This window comes from Sinomonas gamaensis (assembly GCF_005876955.1).
Classification (GTDB): domain Bacteria; phylum Actinomycetota; class Actinomycetes; order Actinomycetales; family Micrococcaceae; genus Sinomonas; species Sinomonas gamaensis.
The window spans coordinates 370401-394204 of the sequence record NZ_SSCL01000003.1; the positions used below are offsets into that span (position 1 = coordinate 370401).

General features: G+C 67.8%; 27 protein-coding genes and 1 tRNA gene. 13 read left to right on the forward strand and 15 right to left on the reverse strand.

Annotated features, from left to right (window positions below; translation table 11 throughout):
• The first annotated feature begins 40 nt into the window (after positions 1-40).
• A complete protein-coding gene (locus E5679_RS06515) occupies positions 41-1234 on the forward strand; it encodes an acetyl-CoA C-acetyltransferase (protein ID WP_138414244.1) in 1194 nt (397 codons plus the stop codon).
• A gap of 7 nt (positions 1235-1241) precedes the next feature.
• Positions 1242-1706, forward strand: coding sequence for an aminoacyl-tRNA deacylase (locus E5679_RS06520; RefSeq protein ID WP_138414245.1), 465 nt, complete (start codon positions 1242-1244; stop codon positions 1704-1706).
• A gap of 71 nt (positions 1707-1777) precedes the next feature.
• On the opposite strand, the gene rplL is transcribed toward E5679_RS06520, so the two are convergent.
• The 9 genes from rplL to E5679_RS06565 form a co-directional block, all read right to left on the reverse strand.
• Positions 1778-2158: a 50S ribosomal protein L7/L12 gene (rplL, locus tag E5679_RS06525; protein ID WP_138414246.1), complete on the reverse strand. Its 381-nt coding sequence runs from the start codon at positions 2156-2158 to the stop codon at positions 1778-1780.
• A gap of 75 nt (positions 2159-2233) precedes the next feature.
• A complete protein-coding gene (gene rplJ / locus E5679_RS06530) occupies positions 2234-2773 on the reverse strand; it encodes a 50S ribosomal protein L10 (protein ID WP_138414247.1) in 540 nt (179 codons plus the stop codon).
• Positions 2774-3019: 246 nt separating this feature from the next.
• Positions 3020-4159 carry a hypothetical protein gene (locus E5679_RS06535; RefSeq protein WP_138414248.1) on the reverse strand — a complete coding sequence of 380 codons (1140 nt, stop codon included), beginning with the start codon at positions 4157-4159 and terminating at the stop codon, positions 3020-3022.
• Entirely contained in the window at positions 4156-5238 is a 1083-nt protein-coding gene (locus tag E5679_RS06540; protein WP_138414249.1) for a GNAT family N-acetyltransferase, read from the reverse strand. The genes E5679_RS06535 and E5679_RS06540 overlap by 4 nt, the downstream gene beginning before the upstream one ends.
• Before the next feature lie 85 nt (positions 5239-5323).
• Positions 5324-6031, reverse strand: a complete 708-nt coding sequence (gene rplA, locus E5679_RS06545) for a 50S ribosomal protein L1 (protein WP_138414250.1) — start codon at positions 6029-6031, stop codon at positions 5324-5326.
• A 166-nt stretch (positions 6032-6197) separates the two neighbouring features.
• The gene (gene rplK / locus E5679_RS06550) at positions 6198-6629 is read right to left on the reverse strand and encodes a 50S ribosomal protein L11 (RefSeq protein ID WP_043119418.1); all 432 of its coding nucleotides are present in this window, start codon (positions 6627-6629) and stop codon (positions 6198-6200) included.
• Positions 6630-6763: 134 nt separating this feature from the next.
• A complete protein-coding gene (nusG, locus tag E5679_RS06555; RefSeq protein ID WP_138414251.1) occupies positions 6764-7669 on the reverse strand; it encodes a transcription termination/antitermination protein NusG in 906 nt (301 codons plus the stop codon).
• A gap of 98 nt (positions 7670-7767) precedes the next feature.
• Positions 7768-8049 (reverse strand): preprotein translocase subunit SecE, encoded by a 282-nt coding sequence (secE, locus tag E5679_RS06560; protein ID WP_138414252.1) that lies wholly within the window; start codon positions 8047-8049, stop codon positions 7768-7770.
• A gap of 82 nt (positions 8050-8131) precedes the next feature.
• A tRNA-Trp gene (locus E5679_RS06565) sits at positions 8132-8204 on the reverse strand.
• Between the two features lie 242 nt (positions 8205-8446).
• On the opposite strand from E5679_RS06565, the gene E5679_RS06570 reads away from it, so the two are divergent.
• Both E5679_RS06570 and E5679_RS06575 read left to right on the forward strand, forming a co-directional pair.
• Entirely contained in the window at positions 8447-9652 is a 1206-nt protein-coding gene (locus tag E5679_RS06570; protein WP_138414253.1) for a pyridoxal phosphate-dependent aminotransferase, read from the forward strand.
• Between the two features lie 2 nt (positions 9653-9654).
• Positions 9655-10563, forward strand: a complete 909-nt coding sequence (locus E5679_RS06575; RefSeq protein ID WP_138414254.1) for a diacylglycerol/lipid kinase family protein — start codon at positions 9655-9657, stop codon at positions 10561-10563.
• Positions 10564-10600: 37 nt separating this feature from the next.
• Here E5679_RS06575 and E5679_RS06580 read toward each other — a convergent pair whose 3' ends face one another.
• On the reverse strand, positions 10601-11245 hold the full coding sequence (locus E5679_RS06580; RefSeq protein ID WP_138414255.1) for a LuxR C-terminal-related transcriptional regulator: 645 nt from the start codon (positions 11243-11245) through the stop codon (positions 10601-10603).
• Positions 11242-12552 carry an ATP-binding protein gene (locus E5679_RS06585; protein ID WP_138414256.1) on the reverse strand — a complete coding sequence of 437 codons (1311 nt, stop codon included), beginning with the start codon at positions 12550-12552 and terminating at the stop codon, positions 11242-11244. The genes E5679_RS06580 and E5679_RS06585 overlap by 4 nt, the downstream gene beginning before the upstream one ends.
• A gap of 125 nt (positions 12553-12677) precedes the next feature.
• Here E5679_RS06585 and E5679_RS06590 point away from each other — a divergent pair, with 125 nt between their 5' ends.
• From E5679_RS06590 to E5679_RS06630, 9 genes are all read left to right on the forward strand, one after another.
• Positions 12678-14102, forward strand: a complete 1425-nt coding sequence (locus E5679_RS06590) for a PspC domain-containing protein (protein WP_171042263.1) — start codon at positions 12678-12680, stop codon at positions 14100-14102.
• 1 nt (position 14103) lies between these two features.
• Positions 14104-14412: a hypothetical protein gene (locus E5679_RS06595; protein ID WP_138414258.1), complete on the forward strand. Its 309-nt coding sequence runs from the start codon at positions 14104-14106 to the stop codon at positions 14410-14412.
• A gap of 66 nt (positions 14413-14478) precedes the next feature.
• Positions 14479-14781, forward strand: a complete 303-nt coding sequence (locus tag E5679_RS06600) for a PspC domain-containing protein (protein ID WP_138414259.1) — start codon at positions 14479-14481, stop codon at positions 14779-14781.
• 166 nt (positions 14782-14947) lie between these two features.
• Positions 14948-15973: a 6-phosphofructokinase gene (locus tag E5679_RS06605; RefSeq protein ID WP_138414260.1), complete on the forward strand. Its 1026-nt coding sequence runs from the start codon at positions 14948-14950 to the stop codon at positions 15971-15973.
• 2 nt (positions 15974-15975) lie between these two features.
• Positions 15976-16686, forward strand: a complete 711-nt coding sequence (locus E5679_RS06610) for a GNAT family N-acetyltransferase (protein ID WP_138414337.1) — start codon at positions 15976-15978, stop codon at positions 16684-16686.
• 77 nt (positions 16687-16763) lie between these two features.
• Entirely contained in the window at positions 16764-17054 is a 291-nt protein-coding gene (locus E5679_RS06615; protein ID WP_171042264.1) for a LysR family transcriptional regulator, read from the forward strand.
• Positions 17055-17239: 185 nt separating this feature from the next.
• Positions 17240-17959, forward strand: a complete 720-nt coding sequence (locus tag E5679_RS06620) for an ATP-binding cassette domain-containing protein (RefSeq protein WP_171042265.1) — start codon at positions 17240-17242, stop codon at positions 17957-17959.
• Positions 17960-17964: 5 nt separating this feature from the next.
• Positions 17965-19398 carry a hypothetical protein gene (locus tag E5679_RS06625; protein ID WP_138414263.1) on the forward strand — a complete coding sequence of 478 codons (1434 nt, stop codon included), beginning with the start codon at positions 17965-17967 and terminating at the stop codon, positions 19396-19398.
• Positions 19373-19696, forward strand: coding sequence for a hypothetical protein (locus E5679_RS06630; protein WP_138414264.1), 324 nt, complete (start codon positions 19373-19375; stop codon positions 19694-19696). Before E5679_RS06625 ends, E5679_RS06630 begins: the two co-directional genes overlap by 26 nt.
• 104 nt (positions 19697-19800) lie before the next feature.
• Here E5679_RS06630 and E5679_RS06635 read toward each other — a convergent pair whose 3' ends face one another.
• The 4 genes from E5679_RS06635 to ygfZ form a co-directional block, all read right to left on the reverse strand.
• Positions 19801-20634, reverse strand: a complete 834-nt coding sequence (locus E5679_RS06635) for an aldo/keto reductase (RefSeq protein ID WP_138414265.1) — start codon at positions 20632-20634, stop codon at positions 19801-19803.
• Positions 20635-20643: 9 nt separating this feature from the next.
• Positions 20644-22173, reverse strand: coding sequence for a DHA2 family efflux MFS transporter permease subunit (locus E5679_RS06640; RefSeq protein WP_138414266.1), 1530 nt, complete (start codon positions 22171-22173; stop codon positions 20644-20646).
• Positions 22174-22245: 72 nt separating this feature from the next.
• Positions 22246-22653 (reverse strand): ankyrin repeat domain-containing protein, encoded by a 408-nt coding sequence (locus E5679_RS06645; RefSeq protein ID WP_138414267.1) that lies wholly within the window; start codon positions 22651-22653, stop codon positions 22246-22248.
• Between the two features lie 17 nt (positions 22654-22670).
• Positions 22671-23798, reverse strand: coding sequence for a CAF17-like 4Fe-4S cluster assembly/insertion protein YgfZ (gene ygfZ / locus E5679_RS06650; protein WP_138414268.1), 1128 nt, complete (start codon positions 23796-23798; stop codon positions 22671-22673).
• Positions 23799-23804: the final 6 nt, after the last annotated feature.

The following is a 23804-nucleotide window of genomic DNA, read 5'->3' on the forward strand; positions in this document are numbered from 1 at the left end:
ACCAGCTAGTTAGGCCCACGACGACGTGACAGGAGACGCCATGAGCAGCGGCATCGACGATGTGGTCATCCTCTCGGCAGCGCGCACCCCCTTCGGCCGGCTCAACGGACAGCTCGTGAGCTTCTCCGCCGTCGACCTCGGGGCACACGCCATCACTGCGGCCCTCGGCAAGAGCGGGGTGGGGCCGGACGCCGTGGACACCGTCATCATGGGTCAGGTCCTCCAGGCCGGCGCCGGGCAGAACCCGGCACGCCAGAGCGCCATCGCTGCGGGCATCGGCTGGAACGTCCCCTGTGTCACCCTGAACAAGGTGTGCCTCTCGGGGCTTACCGCGGTGATCGACGCCGCCCGAATGATCCGCGCCGGTGACGCGACCGTCGTCGTCGCCGGCGGCCAGGAGTCGATGAGCCGCGCCCCGCACGTGCTGCCCGGCTCGCGGCAGGGCTGGATGTACGGAACGGTTGCCGCGCTCGACGTCGCGGCCCACGACGGGCTCACCGACGCTTTCGACGGGCAGTCGATGGGCCTCTCGACGGAGAGCCGCAATCTGACTCTCGGCATCGACCGGAAGTCGCAGGACGAGGTTGCAGCGGCCTCGCATCAGAGAGCCGCGCGGGCCCAGAAGGACGGCGTGTTCGACGACGAGATCTCGCCGATCGAGGTCAAGCAGCGCAAAGGCGATCCGATTCCGGTGACGACGGACGAGGGCGTGCGCCCGAACACGAGCCTCGAGACGCTCGCACCGCTCAAGCCCGCCTTCGCCTCGGACGGGACGATCACCGCGGGCAACTCGTCGCCGCTCTCGGACGGCGCCGCCGCCCTCGTCCTGACGAGCCGCGCCTACGCCGAAGAGCACGGGCTCTCCTGGCTGGCCGTCGTCGGCAAGCCCGGGCAGGTGGCGGGGCCTGACAACTCACTCCACTCGCAGCCGTCGAACGCGATCGCGAACGCGCTGTCGCGCGCGGGCTGGACCACCGAGGACCTCGACTTCATCGAGATCAACGAGGCGTTCGGCTCGGTCGCGGTCCAGTCGCTCAAGGACCTCAAGTACCCCTTGGAGAGGACGAACATCCACGGGGGCGCGATCGCCCTCGGCCATCCGATCGGGGCATCCGGGGCCCGTCTGGCAGGCCACGCCGCGCTCGAGCTCGCGCGCCGCGGGAGGGGACGCAGCGCCGTCGCCCTCTGCGGCGGCGGCGGGCAGGGCGAGGCGCTCCTGCTCTTCCGGGACTGAGCGGCCCGTGAGTGGACACACGCGTTTTCTCGACGACGCCGCGGCGCGCGGCCTACGCGTCGAAGTTGCCGACCGCGGGCGCGCCCGCAGTCTCGAGGAAGCGGCCGCCAATCTGGGGATCGAGCCTCGGGAGATCGTGAAGTCTCTCGTGGTCCGGCACCCGGACGGGAGCTTCCTGTTCGCGCTCATCCCCGGAGACCGGCAGATCTCCTGGCCCAAGCTCCGCAAGCTCGTCGGGGTGAACCGGCTCTCAATGCCGGCCGCCGACGTCGCGCTTGAAGCGACCGGCTACGAACGCGGAACCATCACCCCGCTCGGCTCGACCACGGCTTGGCCCGTGTATGCCGACGCGAGCATCAGCGGGCGCATCTCCCTCGGTGCAGGCGAACACGGCAGGAGCGCGTTCGTGGACGCCGAGGAGCTGTTCAGGACGCTGGACGCGACGGTAGCAGACATCAGCGACCCCCTCTGACCGGGGACCGCTCAACGGGAAGGGCCCCGGTTCCACAATGGAACCGGGGCCCTTCGGGCAAGCGTGAGAGCTTACTTGAGGGTGACAGTGGCGCCAGCGGCCTCGAGGACCTCCTTGGCCTTCTCCGCCGTCTCCTTGTTGGCGCCCTCGAGGACAGCCTTGGGGGCGGCGTCGACGAGGTCCTTGGCCTCCTTGAGGCCGAGCGACGTGAGGCCACGGACCTCCTTGATGACCGCGATCTTCTTGTCGCCAGCAGCCTCGAGGATGACGTCGAAGGAGTCCTTCTCCTCCTCAGCAGCAGCCTCAGCACCGCCACCGGCGGGGCCGGCAACGGCCACGGCAGCAGCGGTGACCTCGAAGACCTCCTCGAACTTCTTCACGAACTCGGAGAGCTCGATGATGGTGAGCTCCTTGAAGGCCTCGATCAGCTCGTCCTGGGTGAGCTTCGCCATGGTTGGCGTCCTTTCGTTTCAGTGGCGCGGCCGGGGTGTGCCCGCAGCGCGCCGAGTATGTGGGGGTGGTTGAGATCAGCTCTCGGCAGGGGCCTCGGCCGGAGCCTCGGAAGCAGCGGCCGGAGCGCCGCCCTCTTCCTCGAGCTTGATGCGCAGCGCGTCGACGACGCGCGCGACGGCGGACATGGGCGCCTTGAGGACGCCGGCAACCCGTGCGAGCTGCAGTTCGCGGGACTCCAGGGCGGCCAGAGCGGCCACCTCGTTCGCGTCGAGCGCCTTGCCCTCGAAGTAGCCGGTCTTGATGACCAGCTGCTTGTTCTCCTTGGCAAAGTCGGTCAGGCTCTTGGCGGCCGCAACGGCGTCACCCTTGATGAACGCGATCGCAGTCGGTCCGGCAAGCTGGCCGTCGAACGCCTCGACGCCGGCCTCCTTCGCGGCGATGGCGGTCAGGGAGTTCTTCACGACCGAGAACTTGTTGTCCTGGCCGAGCGCACGACGCAGCTTCTTGAGCTGGGCGACGGAGAGCCCACGGTATTCGGTCAGGACTGCTGCCGCCGAATCCTGGAAATCCTTGGTGATCTCCTCGACAGCTGCCACCTTGCTAGGCGTTGCCATAACCCTCCTTCCGGGGAATTTGGCCGATACTCGGTTCCCGGAAATACGAACGCCCCGCGCAGATGCACGGGGCGTGGAGGGCTGGCGCGTAAATGCGCACCAGAGCTTGGCGCTCGTTCACCTGCGCAGGCCGCCCCTTCCGGGGACCTTAGACTGTTTGCGCAGGCTCAGAGCACACGAAACAGCGACCGGCGGTCTTTGGTCTTCTCAGAGTACGCGATGCGTCGGCATCGGACCAAATCCGCGTCAGCTGCCGAGCAGATCGCTCAGCGCGCGCCTCCGCGCGTCCTCGAGCGCAGCGGCGACATTCCGGATGAGCAGCACCAGCCAGCCCAGCACAACTCCCGCCACGAACAGCTCCATGGCGGTCATGTTGTAGTACGCCAGCGGGTACCAGAGGAACACGGCCAGCACCGCTCCCCCGAGCATCACGAAGCCCGTGACCTGGAACGTCCGGCTCAACCCCGGAACCCATTTCGGGAGCCCCACGACAAGCGCGACATACGCCCCGGACATCGACGTGGCGAGGGCGTTGTGCGCTGGCATGAACACATCCACCGGGACGAGGCCCGTTCCGGCCAGGAGAATCCCCATGAGGACCAGGCATACGAGAACAGGCCGCGTCCGAACATCACTCCGGCCCGAGCTGTCGCCGCGATACGCCGCAAGGGCCTGGATGTCCCGAGTCACGTACTCGGCGAGCATCGTGATGACGATCCCGCCCGTCACGAGCGTTGCGTTGAAGGCCCACGCCACGCCGCTGTTCGCCGCCCCGAGCACGCTGAAGTTCACCTCCCACCATGTCGGGTTCGTTGTGGTGACCATCGACGTCAGCACGCCCGCACCGAGGTAGGTCGCGAGCAGGTTCGAGAGGAGGTAGCTGTTCATGCGCGCCCCGGACTGGTATGTCGCGTAGGCCGAGAGGCCTCCGACGATCGAGGTCGCGATCGCCCCCGCGAACGGGTCCATCGTGAGGCTTCCGAACGCCTGCTGGAAGATCCGGAACCCTGCCCAGGCCGCCATGAACGCGATCGCACCGTGCACGGCTGCCAGCGCGAGGAGGCCCAGATAGCGCCGCCACGCCGGGCGTTCCACGAGCCAGTGGTGCTGGGGATGGTCGTAGCTGTGCCGGTACGCGAGCGGCAGGACGATCGCCGCGACCACCCCGCCGATGAGGGCAGCCACGTCACCCACGCCGTTGCCCCCCGAGAGCCCCGGCCGGCGGCCGGCGAAGGCGATCAGGGCCGCGACAAAGCTGACGACGACGGCGATCCCCGCCACCTGCGCGGCCCTCGCCTCAGTGCGGACCGCCGACGTCGGCGGAACCGGGAGACGGAAGGCCGCCTCCGCTATCGCCTGCTCTTCGTCATCGAGGGGGTGGCTCATCCCAGCCTCCTGTACCACTCGCCGTCGTACCCCGCGGGCCTGAAGCCCAGGGCCTCGTTGATGGCGAGCATGTGCTGATTCTCCTCCGCGTTGAACGTGACGACCTTGCGTGCCGTGGGAAATCGTTCGCGGTACGCCCGAAGGTTCGCGAGCTTGATCAGCAGGCCCAGCGAGTGGCCGCGATGCTCCGGCACGACGAGCGTATCGTCCTGGTCCGCCACGTCCTCCTTGCCTGAGCGCACCCATAGGGAGGTATACCCGACCAGACGGCCAGTCGAACGGTGGCGGGCGACGGCGTACAGCGGCAGCGTGCTCGCATCGGAGAGCTGGGCCTCGAGTGAGGCGACGCGCTCGGCGTCCCACTCCGCGGCGTCCCACGCGTCAACGCCCGAAGGTGCGTCGGTCGACATGCGTGCGAGCAGGTGCGCCATCTCGGCCTGGAACTCGTCCGGGATGCCCTCCCACAGCAGCACGTCGTACTCGCCGGCCGCGGCGGTTGTCGCCGCGGCCTCAAGAGCCGGCCATCCGTCGTCGTACGCGTGGAGGACAAGCTCGCTGAAGCGCTCGATCTGGCTGAGCGCAAAGCCCGCCGCGCGGGCGAACGAGACCGAACGCTGGCCCGCCGGCAACGCGCCCGCGCCCGTCGAGGGCACGACGACGTCCTCCGCTTCAAATCCCACCGGGTGCTCTGTGAACGAGTTCAGCAGGGTCCGGCCGTAGCGCTCGGCTTCTTCTGTGGCCGCGTCGAGCAGGACGCGCCCGATGCCCTGGCCCGCGAACTCGTCGAGCACCTCCGCGCGGACTATCGCGCGATCGCGGTCCTCCTTGAGCGGCATCTGGCACCAGCCCCGCCCCACCATGCGCCCGCCAAGGCGGACGAAGAACAGCGAGGTGAGCTCGTAGCGGGTGTCCCGCCATACCCCGAGCCGGAAGGCCGGCGGCGAGCAGCGGTCGTCGTTGCCCCAGATCTGGCGTTCGACCGAATCGGTGAGCTCGGAGAATTCCCGGAACTCCGCAGCATCCTCACCGTGGATGGAAGCGGGCAGGCGAAGACGCTGCACCCGGTACTGGGAGCTCATGGGGCCAGTCTCACAAACGCGCCATACATGCACAACGCCCCTCCCCGCGGACTGCGGGAAGGGGCGTTGCGTGGGGAAAGCCGGATCAGCCCTCGAGGAGAACGCGGGTCACGTTCGGGTCCATCGGAACGCCGGGACCGAACGTCGTCGCCACGGTGGCCTTCTGGATGTAGCGGCCCTTCGAAGCCGACGGCTTGAGGCGGAGCACCTCATCGAGCGCGGCCGCGTAGTTCTCGGCCAGCTGGCGCGCGTCGAACGAGGTCTTGCCGATGATGAAGTGAAGGTTGGCGTGCTTGTCGACGCGGAAGTCGATCTTGCCGCCCTTGATGTCCGTCACGGCCTTCGCGACGTCCGGGGTCACCGTGCCGGTTTTCGGGTTCGGCATGAGGTTGCGGGGACCGAGGATGCGGCCCAGGCGACCGACCTTGCCCATGAGCTCCGGGGTGGCGACGGCGGCGTCGAAGTCCGTCCAGCCGCCCTGGATGCGCTCGATCAGGTCGTCCGAACCGACGAAGTCGGCGCCGGCGGCCTCGGCAGCCGCGGCCTTGTCGCCAGTGGCGAAGACGAGGACGCGAGCCGTCTTGCCGGTGCCGTGCGGAAGGTTGACCGTGCCACGGACCATCTGGTCCGCCTTGCGGGGGTCAACGCCGAGCCGGAAGGCAACCTCAACGGTCGCGTCCGTCTTCGACGGGTTGATCTCCTTGGCGAGGGCGATGCCCTCTGCCGGAGCGTACAGCTTGCCGGTCTCGATCTTCGCGGCCGCTGCCTCGTATGCTTTGCTGCGCTTTGCCATGCTGCTCTGATTCTCCTTGTGCAGTTGTGGTCTCAATGGGCCGCGCTCGGCCCTGCCACGGACGACGGCGGAGGTCGCCGTGCGTCGTTGTCTTCAGTTGTCGGTGCTTCCGGGACTTACTTCGGGCAGGTCCCTCATTCTTCGGGCCCTACCCTCCGTGCGTTCCTCAGCCCTCGACGGTGATACCCATCGAGCGAGCGGTGCCCGCGATGATCTTCTTCGCGGCCTCGACGTCGTTGGCGTTGAGGTCCTCGAGCTTGGTCTTGGCGATCTCCTCGACCTGAGCGTCCGTGAGCTTCGCCACCTTCACGGTGTGCGGAGTCGCGGAACCCTTGGGAACGCCCGCAGCCTTCTTGATGAGCTCAGCCGCCGGCGGGGTCTTGGTGATGAACGTGAAGGAGCGGTCTTCGTAGACCGTGATCTCCACGGGGATGACGTTGCCGCGCTGGGATTCCGTCGCAGCGTTGTACGCCTTGCAGAATTCCATGATGTTGACACCGTGCTGACCGAGCGCAGGACCGATCGGCGGGGCCGGGTTGGCGGCGCCTGCCTGGATCTGCAGCTTGATGAGGCCGGTGACCTTCTTCTTGGGAGCCATTGAGGATCCTTCTCTTCCATTGCTTCCTGGGCAGCAGGAGCGCCGACCAGGTGGTGACTGCCCTGGCTAGACAGTCGGCCGCCCCGGGGCCGGCAAAGCGACCGGACCCGGGGCGAAGTCTTCAGTTGGAGGTCTCAGATCTTCGAGACCTGGTTGAACGCAAGCGTCACAGGCGTCTCGCGTTCGAAGATCGAGACCAGCACCACGAGAGTCTGCGACTCGGGCTTGATCTCGGAGATCGTGGCCGGAAGCGTCTCGAAGGGGCCTTCCTTGACGATCACGGACTCGCCGACCTCGAAGTCGACGGTCACAGGCGCGCTCGGCTGGCGTCCGCCGCCCTTGCCTGCCGCCTTCGCCTCGGCCTGCTGCTCCTGCTCGAAGACCGGGGCGAGCATGCTGAACACCTCGTCGAGGCGAAGCGGAACCGGGTTGTGGGCATTGCCGACGAAACCGGTGACACCCGGCGTGTGGCGGACGGCGCCCCACGAAGCGTCGGTCAGATCCATGCGGACCAGGACGTAGCCGGGGATCCGGACGCGCTTGACGATCTTGCGCTGCGCGTTCTTGATCTCGACGACTTCTTCCATCGGGACCTGGATCTCGTAGATGTAGTCTTCCATGTCCAGCGTCTGGATACGGGTCTCGAGGTTCGCCTTCACGCGGTTCTCGTAGCCCGCGTAGGAGTGGATCACGAACCAGTCGCCCGGCTGGCGGCGGAGCTTGGCCTTGAAGTCCTCTGCGGCCTTCGCGGCCGCCTCGGCAGGATCCACCGGCGCTTCAGCAGGAGCCTCGCCCTCCGCGGGCTCTTCCTCGGAGGCCAGCTCCTCGTCCGAGGCGAGCTCCTCCTCGCCTCCGAACTCGTCCTCGGCCACTTCCTCCGTCGCGGAGGAATCCTCGACCGAGGAATCCTCATCGAACGAGGAATCCTCATCGAACGCAGCCGACGCTGAGTCCGGCACCGCGGCGGGCACCGGGGCAGCGTCGCTGAAGACGGCGGCCTCGGGTGCCGGGGCCTCGCGCTCGGTCTCGTGCTCAGACACTTAGTCTCCTGCTCTCCTCTTGCGACTTAAATGCGAATCCGCACACCACGCCGTCGGACCCAGTTTCCCGGTCCGGACGCGGTCTGCGGAGACTGGCCTTACTTGCCCTGCGACGACCCGTCGAAGACCCAGCCGACGCCGAGCCCGAAGAGGAAGTCGAGGACGAAGACGACGACCATCATGACCACCACAAATGCCAGCACCACGAACGTCATGTTCAGGAGCTCCTGCCGGGTCGGCGTGACGACCTTGCGCAGCTCCCCGATGACCTGGCGGAAGAAGAGCGCGAGCCGTCCGAAGAAGCCGAGCTTCTTCGCCTGCTTGGCCGGGCGTCCCTGCGAGCTGCTCGCAGTTGTTTCGGTCACCTGATCCTCGCTCATCCTGTATGGCCGCAGGCCAGTTTCCGCTGGACCCGTCGTGCGCGTGCTGACTCGCCCCTGCAATGCCGGGACATGCCGTGCGCAGGGCAGACAGGACTCGAACCTGCAACCTGCGGTTTTGGAGACCGCTGCGCTACCAATTGCGCCACTACCCTTCGGTCAGAACACCGAGTTCCCAGCCTATCAAGGATCCCGGCCCGGTTTCTCCGCAAGGAGGTGCTGGGCACGGGGCACTCAGTGGCAACTGACACCGATGGACTAGTTTACGCATATTCACGCCCTGCGTCGAACTGGCCCCGGGACACGCTCGGCGACGCCTCAAGCGCCTAGAGTTGGAAGGGCGGGCCGAGCCCGCCTCCGCGCCAGCATTCCGCCGACCGAAAGTCAGGAGAGCCCCATGACCTCCGCCCGTGTCTCCCAGCGCATCGGATCCATCGCCGAATCCGCCACTCTGGCCGTCGATGCGAAGGCGAAGGCGCTCAAGGCTGCAGGGCGCCCGGTCATCGGCTTCGGGGCGGGGGAACCGGACTTCCCGACCCCCGACTACATTGTCGACGCTGCGATCGAGGCGGCCCGGCAGCCCAGGTTCCACCGTTACTCCCCCGCCGGCGGCCTGCCCGAGCTGAAGCAGGCGATCGCCGAGAAGACCCTCCGCGATTCGGGCTACGAGACTCAGGCCTCGCAGGTCCTGGTGACGAATGGCGGCAAGCAGGCGGTCTACAACACGTTTGCGACGCTCCTCGATCCAGGCGACGAGGTGCTCCTCCCCACCCCGTACTGGACCACCTATCCCGAGGCGATCCGTCTTGCGGGCGGCGTGCCTGTCGAGGTGTTCGCCGGCCCGGAGCAGGGCTACCTCGTGACCGTCGACCAGCTCGATGCTGCCCTGACCGAGCGCACCAAGATCCTGCTCTTCGTCTCGCCGTCGAACCCGACGGGCGCAGTCTACGAACCCGAGCAGGTCAAGGAGATCGGCGAGTGGGCGGCCTCCAAGGGCCTCTGGGTCGTGACCGACGAGATCTACGAGCACCTCACGTACGACGGGGTTCCCTTCACGTCGATTGCGACGGCCGCACCCGCCCTCGGGGACAAGGTGGTCATCCTCAACGGCGTCGCCAAGACGTACGCGATGACGGGCTGGCGCGTGGGCTGGATGATCGGTCCTTCCGACGTGATCAAGGCGGCGACGAACCTGCAGTCGCATGCGACGTCCAACGTCTCCAACGTCTCGCAGATGGCGGCCCTCGCAGCTGTCTCGGGTCCGCTCGATGCCGTCGAGGAGATGAAGGTCGCGTTCGATCGGCGTCGGAAGGCTATGGTCGGGGGCCTCTCCGCCATCCCAGGAGTCGACTGCCCCACCCCGCATGGCGCCTTCTACGCCTACGCGGACGTGCGGGGACTCCTCGGCAAGGAGATCGGCGGCGTGCGCCCGGCGACCTCGGCCGAGCTGGCCGCACTGATCCTCGACAAGGTCGAGGTCGCGATCGTGCCCGGCGAGGCGTTCGGTCCGAGTGGCTTCGTTCGCCTCTCCTATGCCCTGGGTGACGACGACCTCGCCGAAGGCGTGGGCCGGATCCAGGAATTCCTCGGCACCGCGCGCTGACCGTGCCTCTCGACGACCGGCCGGCGGAGCATTCCGCCGGCCGGCGGTCGTTCACGGCGATCGTGAACCCGGTAGCCGGCGGCGGCCGAGGCGCGGCGGTCTGGGCGCCGATCGCGCAGCTCCTCCGCGAGGCGGGTGCTCCCGTGCGCACCGAGACCACCCGGTCTGCGGACGACGGCGGCAAACTGGCTTCAGCGGCCGCGGCCCGGGGCGATGTCGTGGTCGCCGTAGGAGGTGACGGGGTCGCGCGCGACGTCGCGGACGCCGTCGCCCGTTCCTCGGGCACGTTCGCGCTCGTGCCTGCCGGCAGGGGAAATGGACTGGCCGCCAAGCTGGGCCTCCCGCGGGAGGCCGCTGCGCTCGCCGACCTGCTCCTCGGTGGCGGAGAGCGCCGGATCGACCTGCTTGAGGTCGGTGGCAGGCTCGCGCCGGGGAACGCGTATGCGGGCCTCGATGCAGTGGCGAATCTCATGATGAACGATTCCCGAATCCCCGCGGGCATCGCGTATCGCGTGGCTCCCGTGCTGGCAGTCGTCCGGTGGAAGCCCGCGCGCTTCGAGATCGACGTTGACGGCGAGCGTCATAGTCTCGCGGCTCATCTGGTGGTCATGGCCAACTCCGGGCGGTACGGCCACGGGCTGGACATTGTTCCAGACGCTGTGCTCGACGACGGGCTCGTCCACGTTCTTGTGGCCGGTGCCGAAATCCCCAAGCGACGGATCGCGCGGTTCATGAAGCTGGCCGAGGCGGGCCTCCACGTCCGCGAGCCCGGAGTACGGCGCTTCAGCGGGAGAAGGATTGTGGTGTCCGCGGATCGTCCGCTCCCCCTGTGCGCAGATGGCGACCAAGTGGGCGAGCTCCCTGCAGACGTGACCTTGAGGCCTCGGGCCCTGAGAGTCATCGGGCCCTAGCCACCCCCGCCTGCCAGATACGCGCCGCCGGTTCGGGCTACCAGATACGGCGGTCCGCGGCCCACCGGCTCAGCTCATGCCGATTGGTGAGCTGAAGCTTGCGAAGCACGGCCGAAACGTGGGTCTCGACGGTCTTCACCGAGATGAACAGCTCCTTCGCGACCTCCTTGTAGGAGTAGCCGCGGGCGATGAACCGCATGACCTCGAGTTCCCGCGCGGAGAGCCGATCGAGCTCGTCGTCGGCAACGGCGGCAGTGCCGAAGGCGTCGAGGACAAAGCCGGCGAGCCGGGGCGAGAAGACGGCGTCGCCTCCCGCCACCCGCAGGATCGCGTCCGTGATCTCAGGGCCGGAAGCCGTCTTTGTGACGTAGCCGCGCGCGCCGGCACGGATCACGGAGACCACGTCCTCGGCGGCGTCGGAGACACTGAGTGCGAGGAAGCGCACGCGCGGGAGAAGTGCCGCGGAGCGCGTCAGGACTTCCCGCCCTCCCCCTCCGAGTCCACCCGGAAGGTGCACGTCCAGGAGCACCACCTGTGGCCGCAGCTCATCGATGACCGCGACTGCCTGCTCGACCGTCGCGGCCTCCCCCACCACGCGGACGCGCTCGTCGAGGTCCGCCTTGAGGCCTGAGCGGAAGATGGTGTGGTCGTCCACTACGACAACCGTTACTGGTTCGCTCATGATTCCTCCGCTCCCATCCCGGGCAGGTGCAGCCGCACTTCCGTGCCGTCAGGCCCCGAGGCAATCGTCGCCTCGCCGCCGTGGCGCCGCATCCGCCCGACGATCGATTCGCGCACTCCGAGCCGGTCTGCGGGGACAGCCTCCGGATCGAATCCGGGGCCGCGATCCTTGACGAACAAGTCGACGGCGTCGCTACCCGCCTCCACGTACACCGAGACGCTCCCGCCGCCGTGCCGCACGGCGTTGAGCATCGCCTCGCGTGCCGCTTGGAGCAGCGCTTCGAGCCGCTCGGCGTTCTTGCCATGCAGCGGGACATCGCCGACGGACACGACCTCCACGCTATGACCGTGGGCGTCCTCGACCTCGCCCGCGAGCGCCTTGAGCCGATCCACGAACGTGCCCTCGCCGCGCCGAGAATCCCGGTAGAGCCATTCGCGCAGCTCACGTTCCTGGGCCCGTGCGAGGCGTGTCACGTCGGCCTCGCTTCCCGCTCGCCGCTGGATGAGGGCGAGCGTCTGGAGCACTGAGTCGTGGAGGTGGGCCGCGATTTCCGCGCGCTCTTCCTCCCGGACCCGTGCCGATCGCTCGGCCGCCAGGTCTCGCCAGAACTTGAGGCCCCACGGAAGCAGGACAAGAGCGACGCCGGCGAGGACCGCGAGTGACGCCAAGAGTGCCAGACCGAGGACGTTCCACTGGCTCCCGGAAACCGCGAGCGCCACGCCCGCGATCACGAGCGCCAGGCCAGCCCCCAGACGGAGCCACCCGTTCCAGCGTCCCGGACCGGCTCCGCGCACGAGTTGTTCGCGGCGCGAGTCGTCGAGCTGCATCCACGCGAGAGCGGCGCCGCCGAGGATCGCCGCGATCGGCACGATCACGCCCAGAGGGATCTCGGCGCCGAGCAGCCTGCCCCCCAGCGCGACGGCGACGAGCACCAGAACGGCACCCAGCAGGATCTCGCGGGCGTGCCCCGCCAGCCGCCCCGCGCGGCGCGCTTCGGCCGCAGAGGCGAGGGCCGGCGTCGTCCTGTGCGAGTCCTCCACCACGTCGGCAGCGAGGCTCACAGCGGGCGCAATCGACGACGCCGGGCGGCGGGCCTGGCGGCGAGTGGCCTCCGCCGCTGTGGGCACCATGATCCACAGCCATGCGTAGAAGACGATCCCGGCGCCGCCGAGAAGCGACGAGAGGACCATGACCCAGCGCACCACCTCGACGCGCAGGCCAAGATGCCTAGCCAAGCCGGAGCACACGCCCGCGACGAAGCGGTCCTCGCCGCGCACGAGCGGCGGCCGGAGGCGAACGGTGTCCATGCCATCAATCCAAGCACGGTTCTGCTCTCTCAGGGCCGTCGTTCCGGGGATCCCGGGGGTGTTTCAGGGTCCGTTCAGGGTCTCACCCCATGGGTCGCGAGCGGGCCGCCCGGAAGGATAGAGCCATGAGCACGGAACAGAACCCCGGGGAACCAGCTTCCCCCTCACCGAGACCGGCCGGCAGGCCCGGTTCAGACTTCTTCGGCTGGATTCGCAGCCTCCGCATCGCTCGCGGCTCGGACCGCTGGGTCGGCGGCGTGGCGAGCGGTCTGGCTCACCGCTGGGGCGTCGACCCTGTCCTCGTCCGTGGACTCTTCATTGTCGCGGCGATCTTCCTCGGCGTCGGCGTCCTCGCCTACGGCGTCCTGTGGCTCTTTCTTCCGGAGCCCGACGGCCGCATCCACGTCCATGAGGCCCTGCGCGGCCGGTGGACCACGGGCATGACCGGGGGCCTCATCGCGACGATCATCGGGCTGGGAGGCGCTCGCGCCGGGTTCTGGTTCGGCGACACGCGCGGGGCTGGCCCCTTCTGGGCGATCTTCTGGGTCGGAGTCGCCGGACTGATCGTCTTCAGCATTGCCCGAGCACGCCGATCACGGCGCGGGTTCGGACCCCACGGCCATCCGGGATACGGACCCGCGGTGTATGGGCCCCAGGCTCAGCAGACTTCGGCTGAGCAGGGTTCGGCTGAACCGGGTTCGGCTGAAGAGCGTTCGACCGATCAGGATTCGGCCGAAAAAGATCCGGCTGGCGCCTCCCCGTACAGCGCGAGCACCTATATGTCAGCTCCCCCGCCTCTTTATGAAGGATCCGCCTATGAAGGATCCGCCTATGAAGGATCCGCGTATGAAGGATCCGCGTATTCGCAGCCCGGGGCGTACTCCCAGCCCGTTCCGGCGCCTGTCGCCACGGCCATGAAGCCCCGCCGCCGCGGGCCGGGCGGGCCGTTCACGGCGGTCGTCCTGGGCCTCGCGGTCCTCGTGGCCGGCGGGCTCCAGGCCCTCCAGCTTGCAGGCGCCTCGATCGTCGACCCGAGCACCGGCGCCCTGTGGGCCATCGGGGCGGGCATCGTCGGCCTCGGCATCCTGATCGCCGGCCTGCGGGGCCGGACGGCGGGCATCCTGACGCTCTTCGCCCTGGTGGCGCTCGTGGCCGCGGCAGTCACGCAGCCAGCCTTCCAGCTGAGCCGCACGCGGGGCACGGTGAATCTGGCTGCGACCTCTGTGCAGCAGGCCGTGAACGGCTATCACGTCACTGCGGCCAAGGGACTGGTGGACCTCAGCGCCCTCGACACCGCAGGCCCGCTGGCCACCGATTCGGTGGTGCCGGTCAATGTGACCATGAGCGACCTGCAGATCCGCATTCCGAAGGACGTTCCCGTCCGGGTGCAGGCAGACGCGACCATGGGCAACGTCGATTTCGGAGACAAATCCATCGCCGGCCTTGGCACAAACGGCTCCGAGACCTACAACTCTGGCCGCTCAGGCGCGACCCTAGTGGTGACGGTGCACGCAACCATGAGCAACGTCGAGATCGAACAGGAGCAGTGACATGAGCGCCAACGAGACGGGCTACGGAAAGACGGCTGGGGAGGGTCTGCACGGCCCCAGCGTGGGCACCATCGTCTGGGGAGCAATCGTGATCGCGATCGCAGGACTGCTCACCTCGAGCCGGCTCGGCTGGTTCACGATCGATCCCGGGATGGCCGCCGTCGCGCTCCTCCTCCTCGCGGGCGTCGGGCTTGTGATCGGCGGCAGTCTCGCCGCCGCACGCAGCCGCAAGCCCCTCGAGGAGGTCCGCGAGGAGCCGAAGTTCCGCAACCCGTACCAGCAGCCGGATCCCCCCGCCGGCGACCTCTGACCGACGACCTCTGACCGACGATCGTCACTGCTCATCCATCCATCACGCATCCGAGGAGTTTTCGCCATGGACTCGTTCTTCAACGCCATCCGCTCGACCGGCCTTCGCCGCAGCCAACGCCGCCTTCTCGCCGGCGTCCTCGGCGGCGTCGCGGAGAAGCTCGGCGTCGACGTCGCCTTCGTGCGGATCGTCTTCATCGTGCTCTGCTTCCTGCCCGGACCTGCGATTCTCGCGTACCTCGTTGCGTGGGCGCTCATCCCGGATCCCAACGGATCGATCATTCTTGAGAAGGCCTTGGGCGGGCCGCGCGGCGACGCCGGACACCAGGTTTCGGGCCCCGGGGGCGGACAGGGACCCTCAGGCGTCTGACGGCTTGATGACGGACGACGGCGGCACTGACCGCCGTCGTCCGTTGTGGTGTGCATCACGAACAAGCCCCGACTACAATCGGCGTGGGCTCAACGGGGCGCCTCCCAGCATCCATCGTCGGCCCCGCTCACACCTGCGGCTGGCCGCAGCAGCGGAAAGGCCCTGCATGAAGATCGGCATCCTCACCTCCGGCGGCGACTGCCCCGGCCTCAACGCAGTCATCCGGGGGGCCGTGCTCAAGGGCATCGCCGTGCACGGCCAGGAATTCGTGGGGTACAAGGACGGTTGGCGCGGTGTGGTCGAGGGCGAGGTTATCGAGCTCCCCCGCACCATGGTGCGCGGCATCTCCAAGCAGGGCGGAACGATCCTCGGCACATCCCGGACCAACCCCTTCGAGCACGGAGGCGGGCCCGAGGTCATCAAGGACAACATGGACCGCCTGGGGATCGATGCGATCATCGCCATCGGCGGGGAAGGCACCCTCGCTGCCGCCAAGCGCCTCACCGACGCCGGCATCAGGATCGTCGGTGTGCCGAAGACGATCGACAACGACCTCGACGCCACCGACTACACCTTCGGCTTCGACACCGCCGTCGAGATCGCGACCGAGGCCATTGACCGGCTCCGCACCACCGGCGAGTCGCACCATCGCTGCATGATCGCGGAGGTCATGGGCCGCCACGTCGGCTGGATCGCGCTGCACTCCGGCATGGCCTCTGGTGCCCATGCGATCCTCATCCCCGAGCAGCGCGTCAGCATCGACCAGATCGCCGCCTGGGTCAAGCTCGCCCACGACCGCGGCCGCGCGCCTCTTGTGGTCGTGGCCGAGGGCTTCGCGCTGGACACCATGGCCGAGGCCCACTCGGAGCGCGGACTCGACACCTTCGGGCGTCCGCGTCTTGGGGGAATCGCCGAACAGCTCGCTCCGGAGATCGAGGCCCGCACGGGGATCGAGACCCGAGCCACCATCCTCGGCCACATCCAGCGGGGTGGCGTGCCCACCGCGTTCGACCGGGTGCTCGCGACCCGGCTCGGCATGGCGGCGATCGACTCCGTGGTCGAGGGCCGATGGGGCACCATGGTCTCGCTCAACGGCACGGACATCGTCCACGTCGGCTTCGAGGCCGCCCTCGGCCGGCTCAAGACCGTCCCCCAGCACCGCTACGACGAGGCCCGCGTCCTGTTCGGGTGAGCGTGGCACACGAGGGAACCTTCCACGAGGGGAGCCGAGGCGTCGTCCGGCTCGCGTGGGCGCGCCGGCTCGGCCTCCCCGATCTTGCCTTCTCGGACGACGGCGGCCGTCTCCTCGGCTGTCGGGATGCCGCGCGCGAATTCATCGCCGTCGAGCTGTTCGGCCAGGTCGCGCTGTGTGGTCCGACACGGCTTGTCGAGGCCGCGGCGGATCTGCCCGACGACGAACTCTTGGGCGGCGGGGCGCTCCTCCGCCTCGCCGGCTCAGGGGCCCATGGGCTCCGCACCGCCGCCCTCGGCTTCGCGGACGATCTCCCCGTGTTCCAGCCGGACACCGAGCCGGAGGTCTCGCGCGGCAACCCGGAGGCGATTGAGCTTGAGACGCTCTGCCCGCCCGACGATGTGAGCTCGGCCGGCATCGAGGAGCGCGACTACCGCTTCACCTTGCTCCTCGATGACGAGCCCGCCGCCTGCGCCGCCTACGCCGTCCGCCAGGGCCTGCTCGCAGATCTCGGGGTGCTCGTCGCGCCCCACCGCCGTCGTCAGGGGCTGGGAACGTTCATGGGTCGCCTCGCCGCGCACGAAGCGTTGGCAGAGGGCTATCTGATCCAGATCGAGGCGCAGGCCCAGAACGTCGCAGGGCTCAAGCTGGCAGATGCGTTGGGAGTCGTGCCCGCGGGCAGGATCGCCTCTGTGGCGCTCCGGGCTCAGTGATCGATCCGTACTTCCAGAACCGGGTAGCTTTTGTTGGCGTCAGTGGAGGCGACCGGTGAGGGATGGTGGGGCGAGCCGTGCATCTCAGCGCGGTCAAGGCGTTCGTGGCGGTAGCGACGCTCGGAAGCACGACTGACGCTGCGGCCACTCTGGGCTTCAGCCAATCGGCCGTCAGCCGGCAAGTCGCCGACTTCGAGCGCTACGTGGGAACGACTCTCTTCGCGCGCCGGCACGGCGGCCTCAGGCTCAACTCTGCTGGCACCGAAGTTCTGCCCCTGGCCACCGAGATCCTGCGTCTCGCCCAGACCATGACTATCACGGCAGCCGCGGAACCACGGCCCCGCGCCCGCTCTCAGTGCAATAGTTAGGCATTTATGAGGGATGGGCATAAAGGCCCCATTTGAGTTGACCAAATGCTGGGCTGCGGGGAATATCGAAGACATCCGGCTCAAACCGCGGCAAGCAGAAAAAGGTGGGGAAATGACAGCGCAACTGGCCGATCGTTCAACGTGGTTCTTGGTGCTCCGCGCCTGCATCCCCACTTCGAGTGCCGTTGACACAGCTTGACGTCCACGATCTCGGCTTCACCTACCGCTCCGCGGCGACCGCTGCGCTATCCGCCGTCACCTTCGAGGTGGGCCCAGGGGAGATCGTAGGCCTCGTCGGGCCGAATGGCTCCGGCAAGTCGACACTCATCAAGCTGATCTTCAATCTCATGGAGCGCCAAAGAGGCGCAATTCTGGTCACTGGCTGCGATCATCGCAGCGAAAAGGCGCGCTCGAGTGCCATCTATCTTCCGAGCGACAACGAATTGCCAGAATTTCTCACAGGCCGCGAATATCTCCGGGTCCTCGCAGGACTTTATGGGCATGACACCCGCGCGGCCGGATGGGACGTTGAGGCGCGGTTCTCGAGATTCGGCATGCGTGGTCGGTGCGACCATCTCATCGAAGACTATTCCCATGGAATGCAGAAGAAGCTCCTTCTCAGTGGAGCTTTCCTGCTGCAGCGCCAGCTGACCGTGATCGACGAGACACTCAACGGCATCGATCTCGATGCCGTCGAGATGTGCAAGGCAGAGTTCCATGACATGAGGGGTCGGGGGCAGAGTGTCCTGCTCTGCTCGCACGACTTCAGCCTGCTCGAGGAGGTGGCCGATCGCGTTCTCGTCCTACGAGCAGGCAGGCTCGTTGCCAATCTCGAGGTGTGCACTGAGCTGGCAGGCGGCGGGCGGTTGAGCCACTCCGTCCGAGCCGCCCTGGGCCGCGGGTAGTTCGCGTGAGCACTGCCAGAATCCTGATCCTGGCGAGGCTGTTCTTCCGCTACTTTACGCGGAAGGCGCTTTCGGTCGGAGTCCTCAGATGCAGGCTCGCAAGGACCCTGCTCAGCCTCAGCGCTGTCGCAGGGGTCACGCTCCTGAGCGCGGTCGCAGCGTCGGTCTTCCACGACATGATTCCGGGAAAGCGCGAATTGTTCCTCGTCATGCAGGTCTCCACCGCCGGGGTCGTCTTCTGGACCTTCGTCGTCTTCATCTTCGTCAAGATCCTCTTCGTGAAGTCCGACCAGCTGATGCGCTACACGATGCTCCTTCCCGTGAGCCATCGCGAGCGGTCGGCGGCGCTCACGCTCTATGAGTTCTCCATGGTCGCCCTGAGTGTTGGCGTGCTCTTCCTGCCCCTTGCGATCGCATGTCTCACGAGACTGGGAGCCGAAGCGATCCCTGCCATGGTCACGGGCATCTTCATGACCGCGGTGAGCGCGTATCTGGTGCTCTCGGTCCTGCACAATCTTGTGGCGCTCGCCCTCGAGGCGTTCGGCGGATCGCGGCTCGTTCACATCGTGACCCTCTCCCTCATGGCCGCGCTGACGCTCTGGTACAACGGCGCGTCATTGACCCTCATCCGGGACATCACCGGGGACTATTTGCAAGGCAGCGTCGGGTTCCACCTGGTGAACCTGTTTCCCTTCCTGAGCGAGCAGGCGGGCTGGCCGATGGCGGCGGCGGCCTTTCTCACCCTGAGTGCAGTGCTGACGATCCTCGCCGCCTTCACCTCGCCCCGCATTTTCCCTCTTCCCCGTCGCTTCATCCGGGTCCCCGTACCGTTCGCCGGCCGGTCTCTCTGGCCGATGGTCGCTGCGCTCACCCGCCGCTCCGAGTGGTGGATCGCGGTCGGCGTGGCGTACGTCTGCAGCATCCTGCTCTGGCTGGAGGGGGACACGGCCTTCGCCTACTCGGCGCTCATCCTCCTCTCACAGGGCGTCTACGTTCACTCGGCCGCGAGCCGATTACGCCTCATGCCGGGCTACACGAGGTCAGCGGGCAAGGAGGTCGCATACATGCTGATCGGACAGGCGATCGTCGTGGCCATCCATGCCCTACCAATCTCACTGCTCGCAACCGTGCGCCCGGACGCGCTGGACGACCTCCGCACGGTGGGTCTCGCCCTGCTGAGCGGAGTCATCCTGACAACGCTCATCGCCATCGTGTTCGTCGCGGAGAACGACAGCCCGCTCGTTGTCTTCACCGGCTACGCCGTCTGCACCGGGACGCTTGTCTCGATCGGAGCGATGGTAGGCGTGCTCCAAGTGCCCGGACCGTGGCTCTGGTTCGCTGCCGCGTGCACACAAGTCCTCGCGGTCGTCTACTCCGTCGCGGGCATGAAACAGATCATGAGGTGGAAGCGTCATGAAGCGGCTGTTCCAGGTTCTTAATGCAGTGCTGGCCGGGTTCGTCGGAGCTCTTCTCCTCGCCACGGCGTCAATCCTCATGCTCATGTTCTCTACGCGGGCGCCCGGCACGCGTGCAGTCGGTCTCTTCGGCGGAGTGCTCTTTCAGGCCGCCGACCGCTCCGACGGCTCGATGACCCTCGAGCTCGGGGTCGAGAACTGGACTGGCTTCGTGGTGCTGTGGGTTGTGCTGTCGGTGCTGGCCTTCGTCTCGATGCTGATGTTCGGCTGGCTCCGCCGCTACCGGGAGGGTCTGGCCGCGAACAGGCCCGATCTGGAGTGAGCCCGCAGTGGTTCCAACGCTCCGCTTCGGCAAACATCCATCGACTGCTCCATAACTGTCGTTATGAGGCCCGAAAACGACAGTTATGGAGCAGTCGATCGGGGTCAGTGGCCGAAGCTCAGGGGATCGGCAGCGGCCGGGCCGGTCCCGTCGAGGCCGTCCAGGCTTTTGATCTCCTCGGGCGTCAGGTCGAAGTCGAATACCGCGAGGTTCGCGGCCAGTCGCTCGCGCGAGGCAGACTTCGGGATCGCCACGAGCCCTTGCTGAGTGTGCCACCGCAAGACCGCTTGCGCCGGCGTCACGCCGTGGGCCTCCGCCACGGCGACCACGGCGGGCTCCGACAGGAGATCCTGGCCCCGGCCGATCGGGCTGTAGGATTCGGTCACGATCGCGTGGCCGCCGTGGAAGGCTCGGGCCTCATGCTGCACCCAGTACGGGCTCAGCTGGATCTGGTTGACGTCGGGGCCCACGCCCGTCGACGAGATGAGCTCCTCCAGATGCTGAGGGGTGAAGTTGGAGACGCCGATCGAGCGGACTTTCCCCTCGTCGCGCAGCTCGAGGAGACCCTCCCACGCCTGGACGTAGGTGCCCTGATCGGGGTTCGGCCAGTGGATCAGGAACAGGTCGAGATACTCAAGACCGAGCCGACGCACGCTGTTCTCCCACGCCTCGCGCACGCCCTTGACGCTGTGCCATTCGCGGTTGAACTTCGTGGTGACGAAGACGTCCTCGCGGGGAATCCCCGAGCGCCGGATGCCGTCGCCGACGCCCTTCTCGTTCCGATAGTTCTCGGCCGTATCGACGTGCCGGTACCCCAGGTCGAACGCCGTCTCGACGACATCCGCAACCTCGGCATCATCAAGGGGCCACGTGCCGAGGCCGATCTGGGGAATGCTATGACCGGACGCGAGCGTGATCAGCGGAGCGGTGGAAGTCATGCCCCCACCTTAGGGGCGCTCCGCCTCCTGCCGCGAGACATTGTCAGCTGCTTCGCGTTCGGCGGGGGCCTGCGGTGCGCCAGCCGGCGCCTGCTTGATCTTCGCGAAGAAGAACGCGACGATGCAGCCCAACGCGATCACACAGGCGGGAAGCAGGACTGACTCGGCCATCGCCGTCGAGAACCCGCTCTGGAGGAACGATGGCAGCTGGCCCGCAGCGAGGGCGCTTCCGTTCGTTGCCCCTCCCCCGGGTCGCGCGGGGAGGTCGGCTGCGAGCCGGGCCTCGATCAGGGCGGCGATCGCGGAGCTGCCCAGCACGCCGCCGATCTGCCGCGTGGTGTTGTAGATGCCCGAGCCAGCCCCTGCCAGCTGGGGCGGCAGGTTGCGCGTGGCGAGCGTCGCGAGCGGGCCCCAGATGCCGGCGTTCGCCAGGCCGAGGACCGCTCCGGGGATGAGCAGCATCCAGATTGGCTGGTCCGGCGTGAGGAGCACGGAGTAGAGGAAGAGCGCAACGACGAAGAGGAACATGCCGCCGATGTTCATGACCTTGGCGTGACCGCGGTCCACGAACTTCCCGGCCACCGGGGCGAGGCCGCCGGACAGGACGGCCATCGGAATCATCATGAGGGCCGATTGGGTGGGCGTCATGCCGCGCACGAGCTGGTAGTAGAAGATGGTCGGCAGTCCGAACGACGTCACGGTGAAGCCGACGGTGGTGATGCCGAGGTTCGCGAGGGAGAAGTTCCGATCACGGAACAGGCCGAGCGGCACGAGCGGCTCGGCCTTGTTGAAGGCCTGCCAGACGACGAAGAGCGCCATGACGACGATGCCGGAAATGATCAGGCCCCACACGCTGATCGGCCCGGTGATGGTGCCCCAGGAGTAGGTCTGCCCCTCCTGGATGCCAAATACGATGAGGAACATCGCGATACCGCTCAGGGCAACCCCGAGCCAGTCGAAGCGGTGGGCGTGGGTCTTGAGCGTCGGCACGAGCCGCCAGGCGAGGATGAAGCCCACGATGCCGACCGGGACGTTGACGAAGAACACCCACTCCCAGCCGAAGCCGTCCACGAGGAGGCCGCCGAGAATCGGGCCGACAAGCATGGCGACACCCGCCGTCGAGCCCCAGATGCTCATGGCGGCACCGCGGCGGTCGGGCGGGAAGATGCGGGTGATGACCGCCATCGTCTGGGGAGTCATGAGGCCCGCCCCGAGTCCCTGCACCACACGGGCTGCGATGAGCGAGGCGATGCTTCCCGAGAGGCCGCACCACAGGGAGGCGAGGGTGAAGATCACGAGGCCCGTGAGGTACATGTTCTTCGGGCCGAAGCGGTCGCCGAGGCGCCCCGTGATGAGCAGGGGGACCACATACGCGAGGAGGTAGGCGCTGGTCACCCAGATGACCTCGTTGATGTCAGCACCGATGCCGCGCATGATAGCCGGATTCGCGACCGACACGATGGTCGTGTCGATGAGGATCATGAAGAACCCGATGACCAAGGACCAGAGGGCGGCCCACGGCCGTTCTATCTTTTCCACCGGACTAGAGTCTCACTTCCTGAGGACAGGCACAGTCCGCAGGAGTCCGTCACGAGGAATCCGAGACGAAGCTCACAGACTGAAGCGTTGGAGCAGCTCGTTCCGGCCGAACATCTGCGCGGCCTGACGGGCTGAGGGGGTGCCGGCGTCGGGATCAGCGCCGAGTTCGAGGAGCACGTCGACTACATCGGTGTACCCCTTGAAGACGGCACCCGCGAGCGGCGTCTGGCCGCGGTCGTTGGGTGCCTGGACGTCGGCGCCGTGCTCGCCGAGAAGGCGCACGACGCCCGCGTGGCCGTGGTAGGCCGCGAGCATGATGAGCGAATCGCCCGCCTGGTTGGCGAGCGACGACGGCGCGCCCGCCTCGAGGTAGGCCCGCAACGTGGGCTCGTCCCCGGCACGGGCGGCGTCGAACAGGCGGGACGCGAGCTCGACGACGTCGTCGTCCGGTCGGCCGGCTTCGGGCTGGGTCTCGGTCATGGCTTCTCCCTGATCGGTCACGGGTGGCGCAGGAGGCCTGAGGGCCGCTGGACGACCTGCCCCGCGTCTGGCGCGACGATGGTCTCCTGGGCGGCGGCGTACTCCTCGCCCTCTGCCTCGCCCTTCACCACGAGGGTCGTCGAAGGATCCGTGTTCCGCTTGACGACGGCGAGCGCCACGGGGCCCATTTCATAGTGCAGCGCCGCCGAGGTGACCCGCCCGACGGGCTTCATTGCGCCGTCGTCCGTTGTGAGGAACACAGGGCTGCCGATCGCGGGCAGGGTGTGCGCGGAACCGTCCAGCTGGAGCATGACAAGGCGCCGCGGAGGGTGGCCGAGGTTGTGCACGCGCGCGACCGTCTCCTGGCCCTTGTAGCAGCCCTTGGCGAGATGCACCGCGGTCCGGAGGAGGTCGAGCTCGTGGGGGATCACCTTGTCATCGGTCTCGAACCCGACGCGCGGCCGCCACGCGGCGATGCGCAGCGCGTCGGCGGCCATGGCCCCGGCGAGCCCGATCCCCTCGGCGTCGAGCAGCTCCGCGGCCTCCTCAAGCCGGTCCGCCGGCACCAGGTGCTCGAACCACGGGCGCTCAAGTCCGGGATGCCTGTCCTCGGGAATCACCGCGTAGCTGTACCCGCCGGGCACAACGTGCGGCCAGGGATCCTGCCACACAGGGCCAGCGCCGGGAATGTCCGTCAGGCCGTCGAGTCGCCGGGTCGCTCCCAGGACGCCCCATGCCTCGCTCACGTTCGCCACCTCGACGCGCAGCATGAAGCGCATCGAATCGAGCCACGCGGCCAGCCCTTCCGCCTCGGCAGCCTCGACGAGGAGCCAGGCCCGCTCGCCGTCGTCGACGATCCGTGCGTCGTACTCGATCCGCCCTTGGACGCTCAGCAGGAGCAGCTCAGCGGACTCCCCCGGCACGAGCCCCGCGACCTGCTGGGACGAGAGCGTGGTGAGCCAGGTGAGGCGGTCGGGGCCAGCGACCGTCACCACACCGCGGAACGAGAGGTCGACGGCGGCCCGGCCTTCCGCGAGGGCGCGCTGCTCGCGCACGGGGTCGCCGTAGTGCGCCGCCACGCCGGAATCGGCGCCGGACGCTGCGACCGCCCCGGGGCGAGAGAGGAGGGGTGAAACGAAGCTCATAGAAGC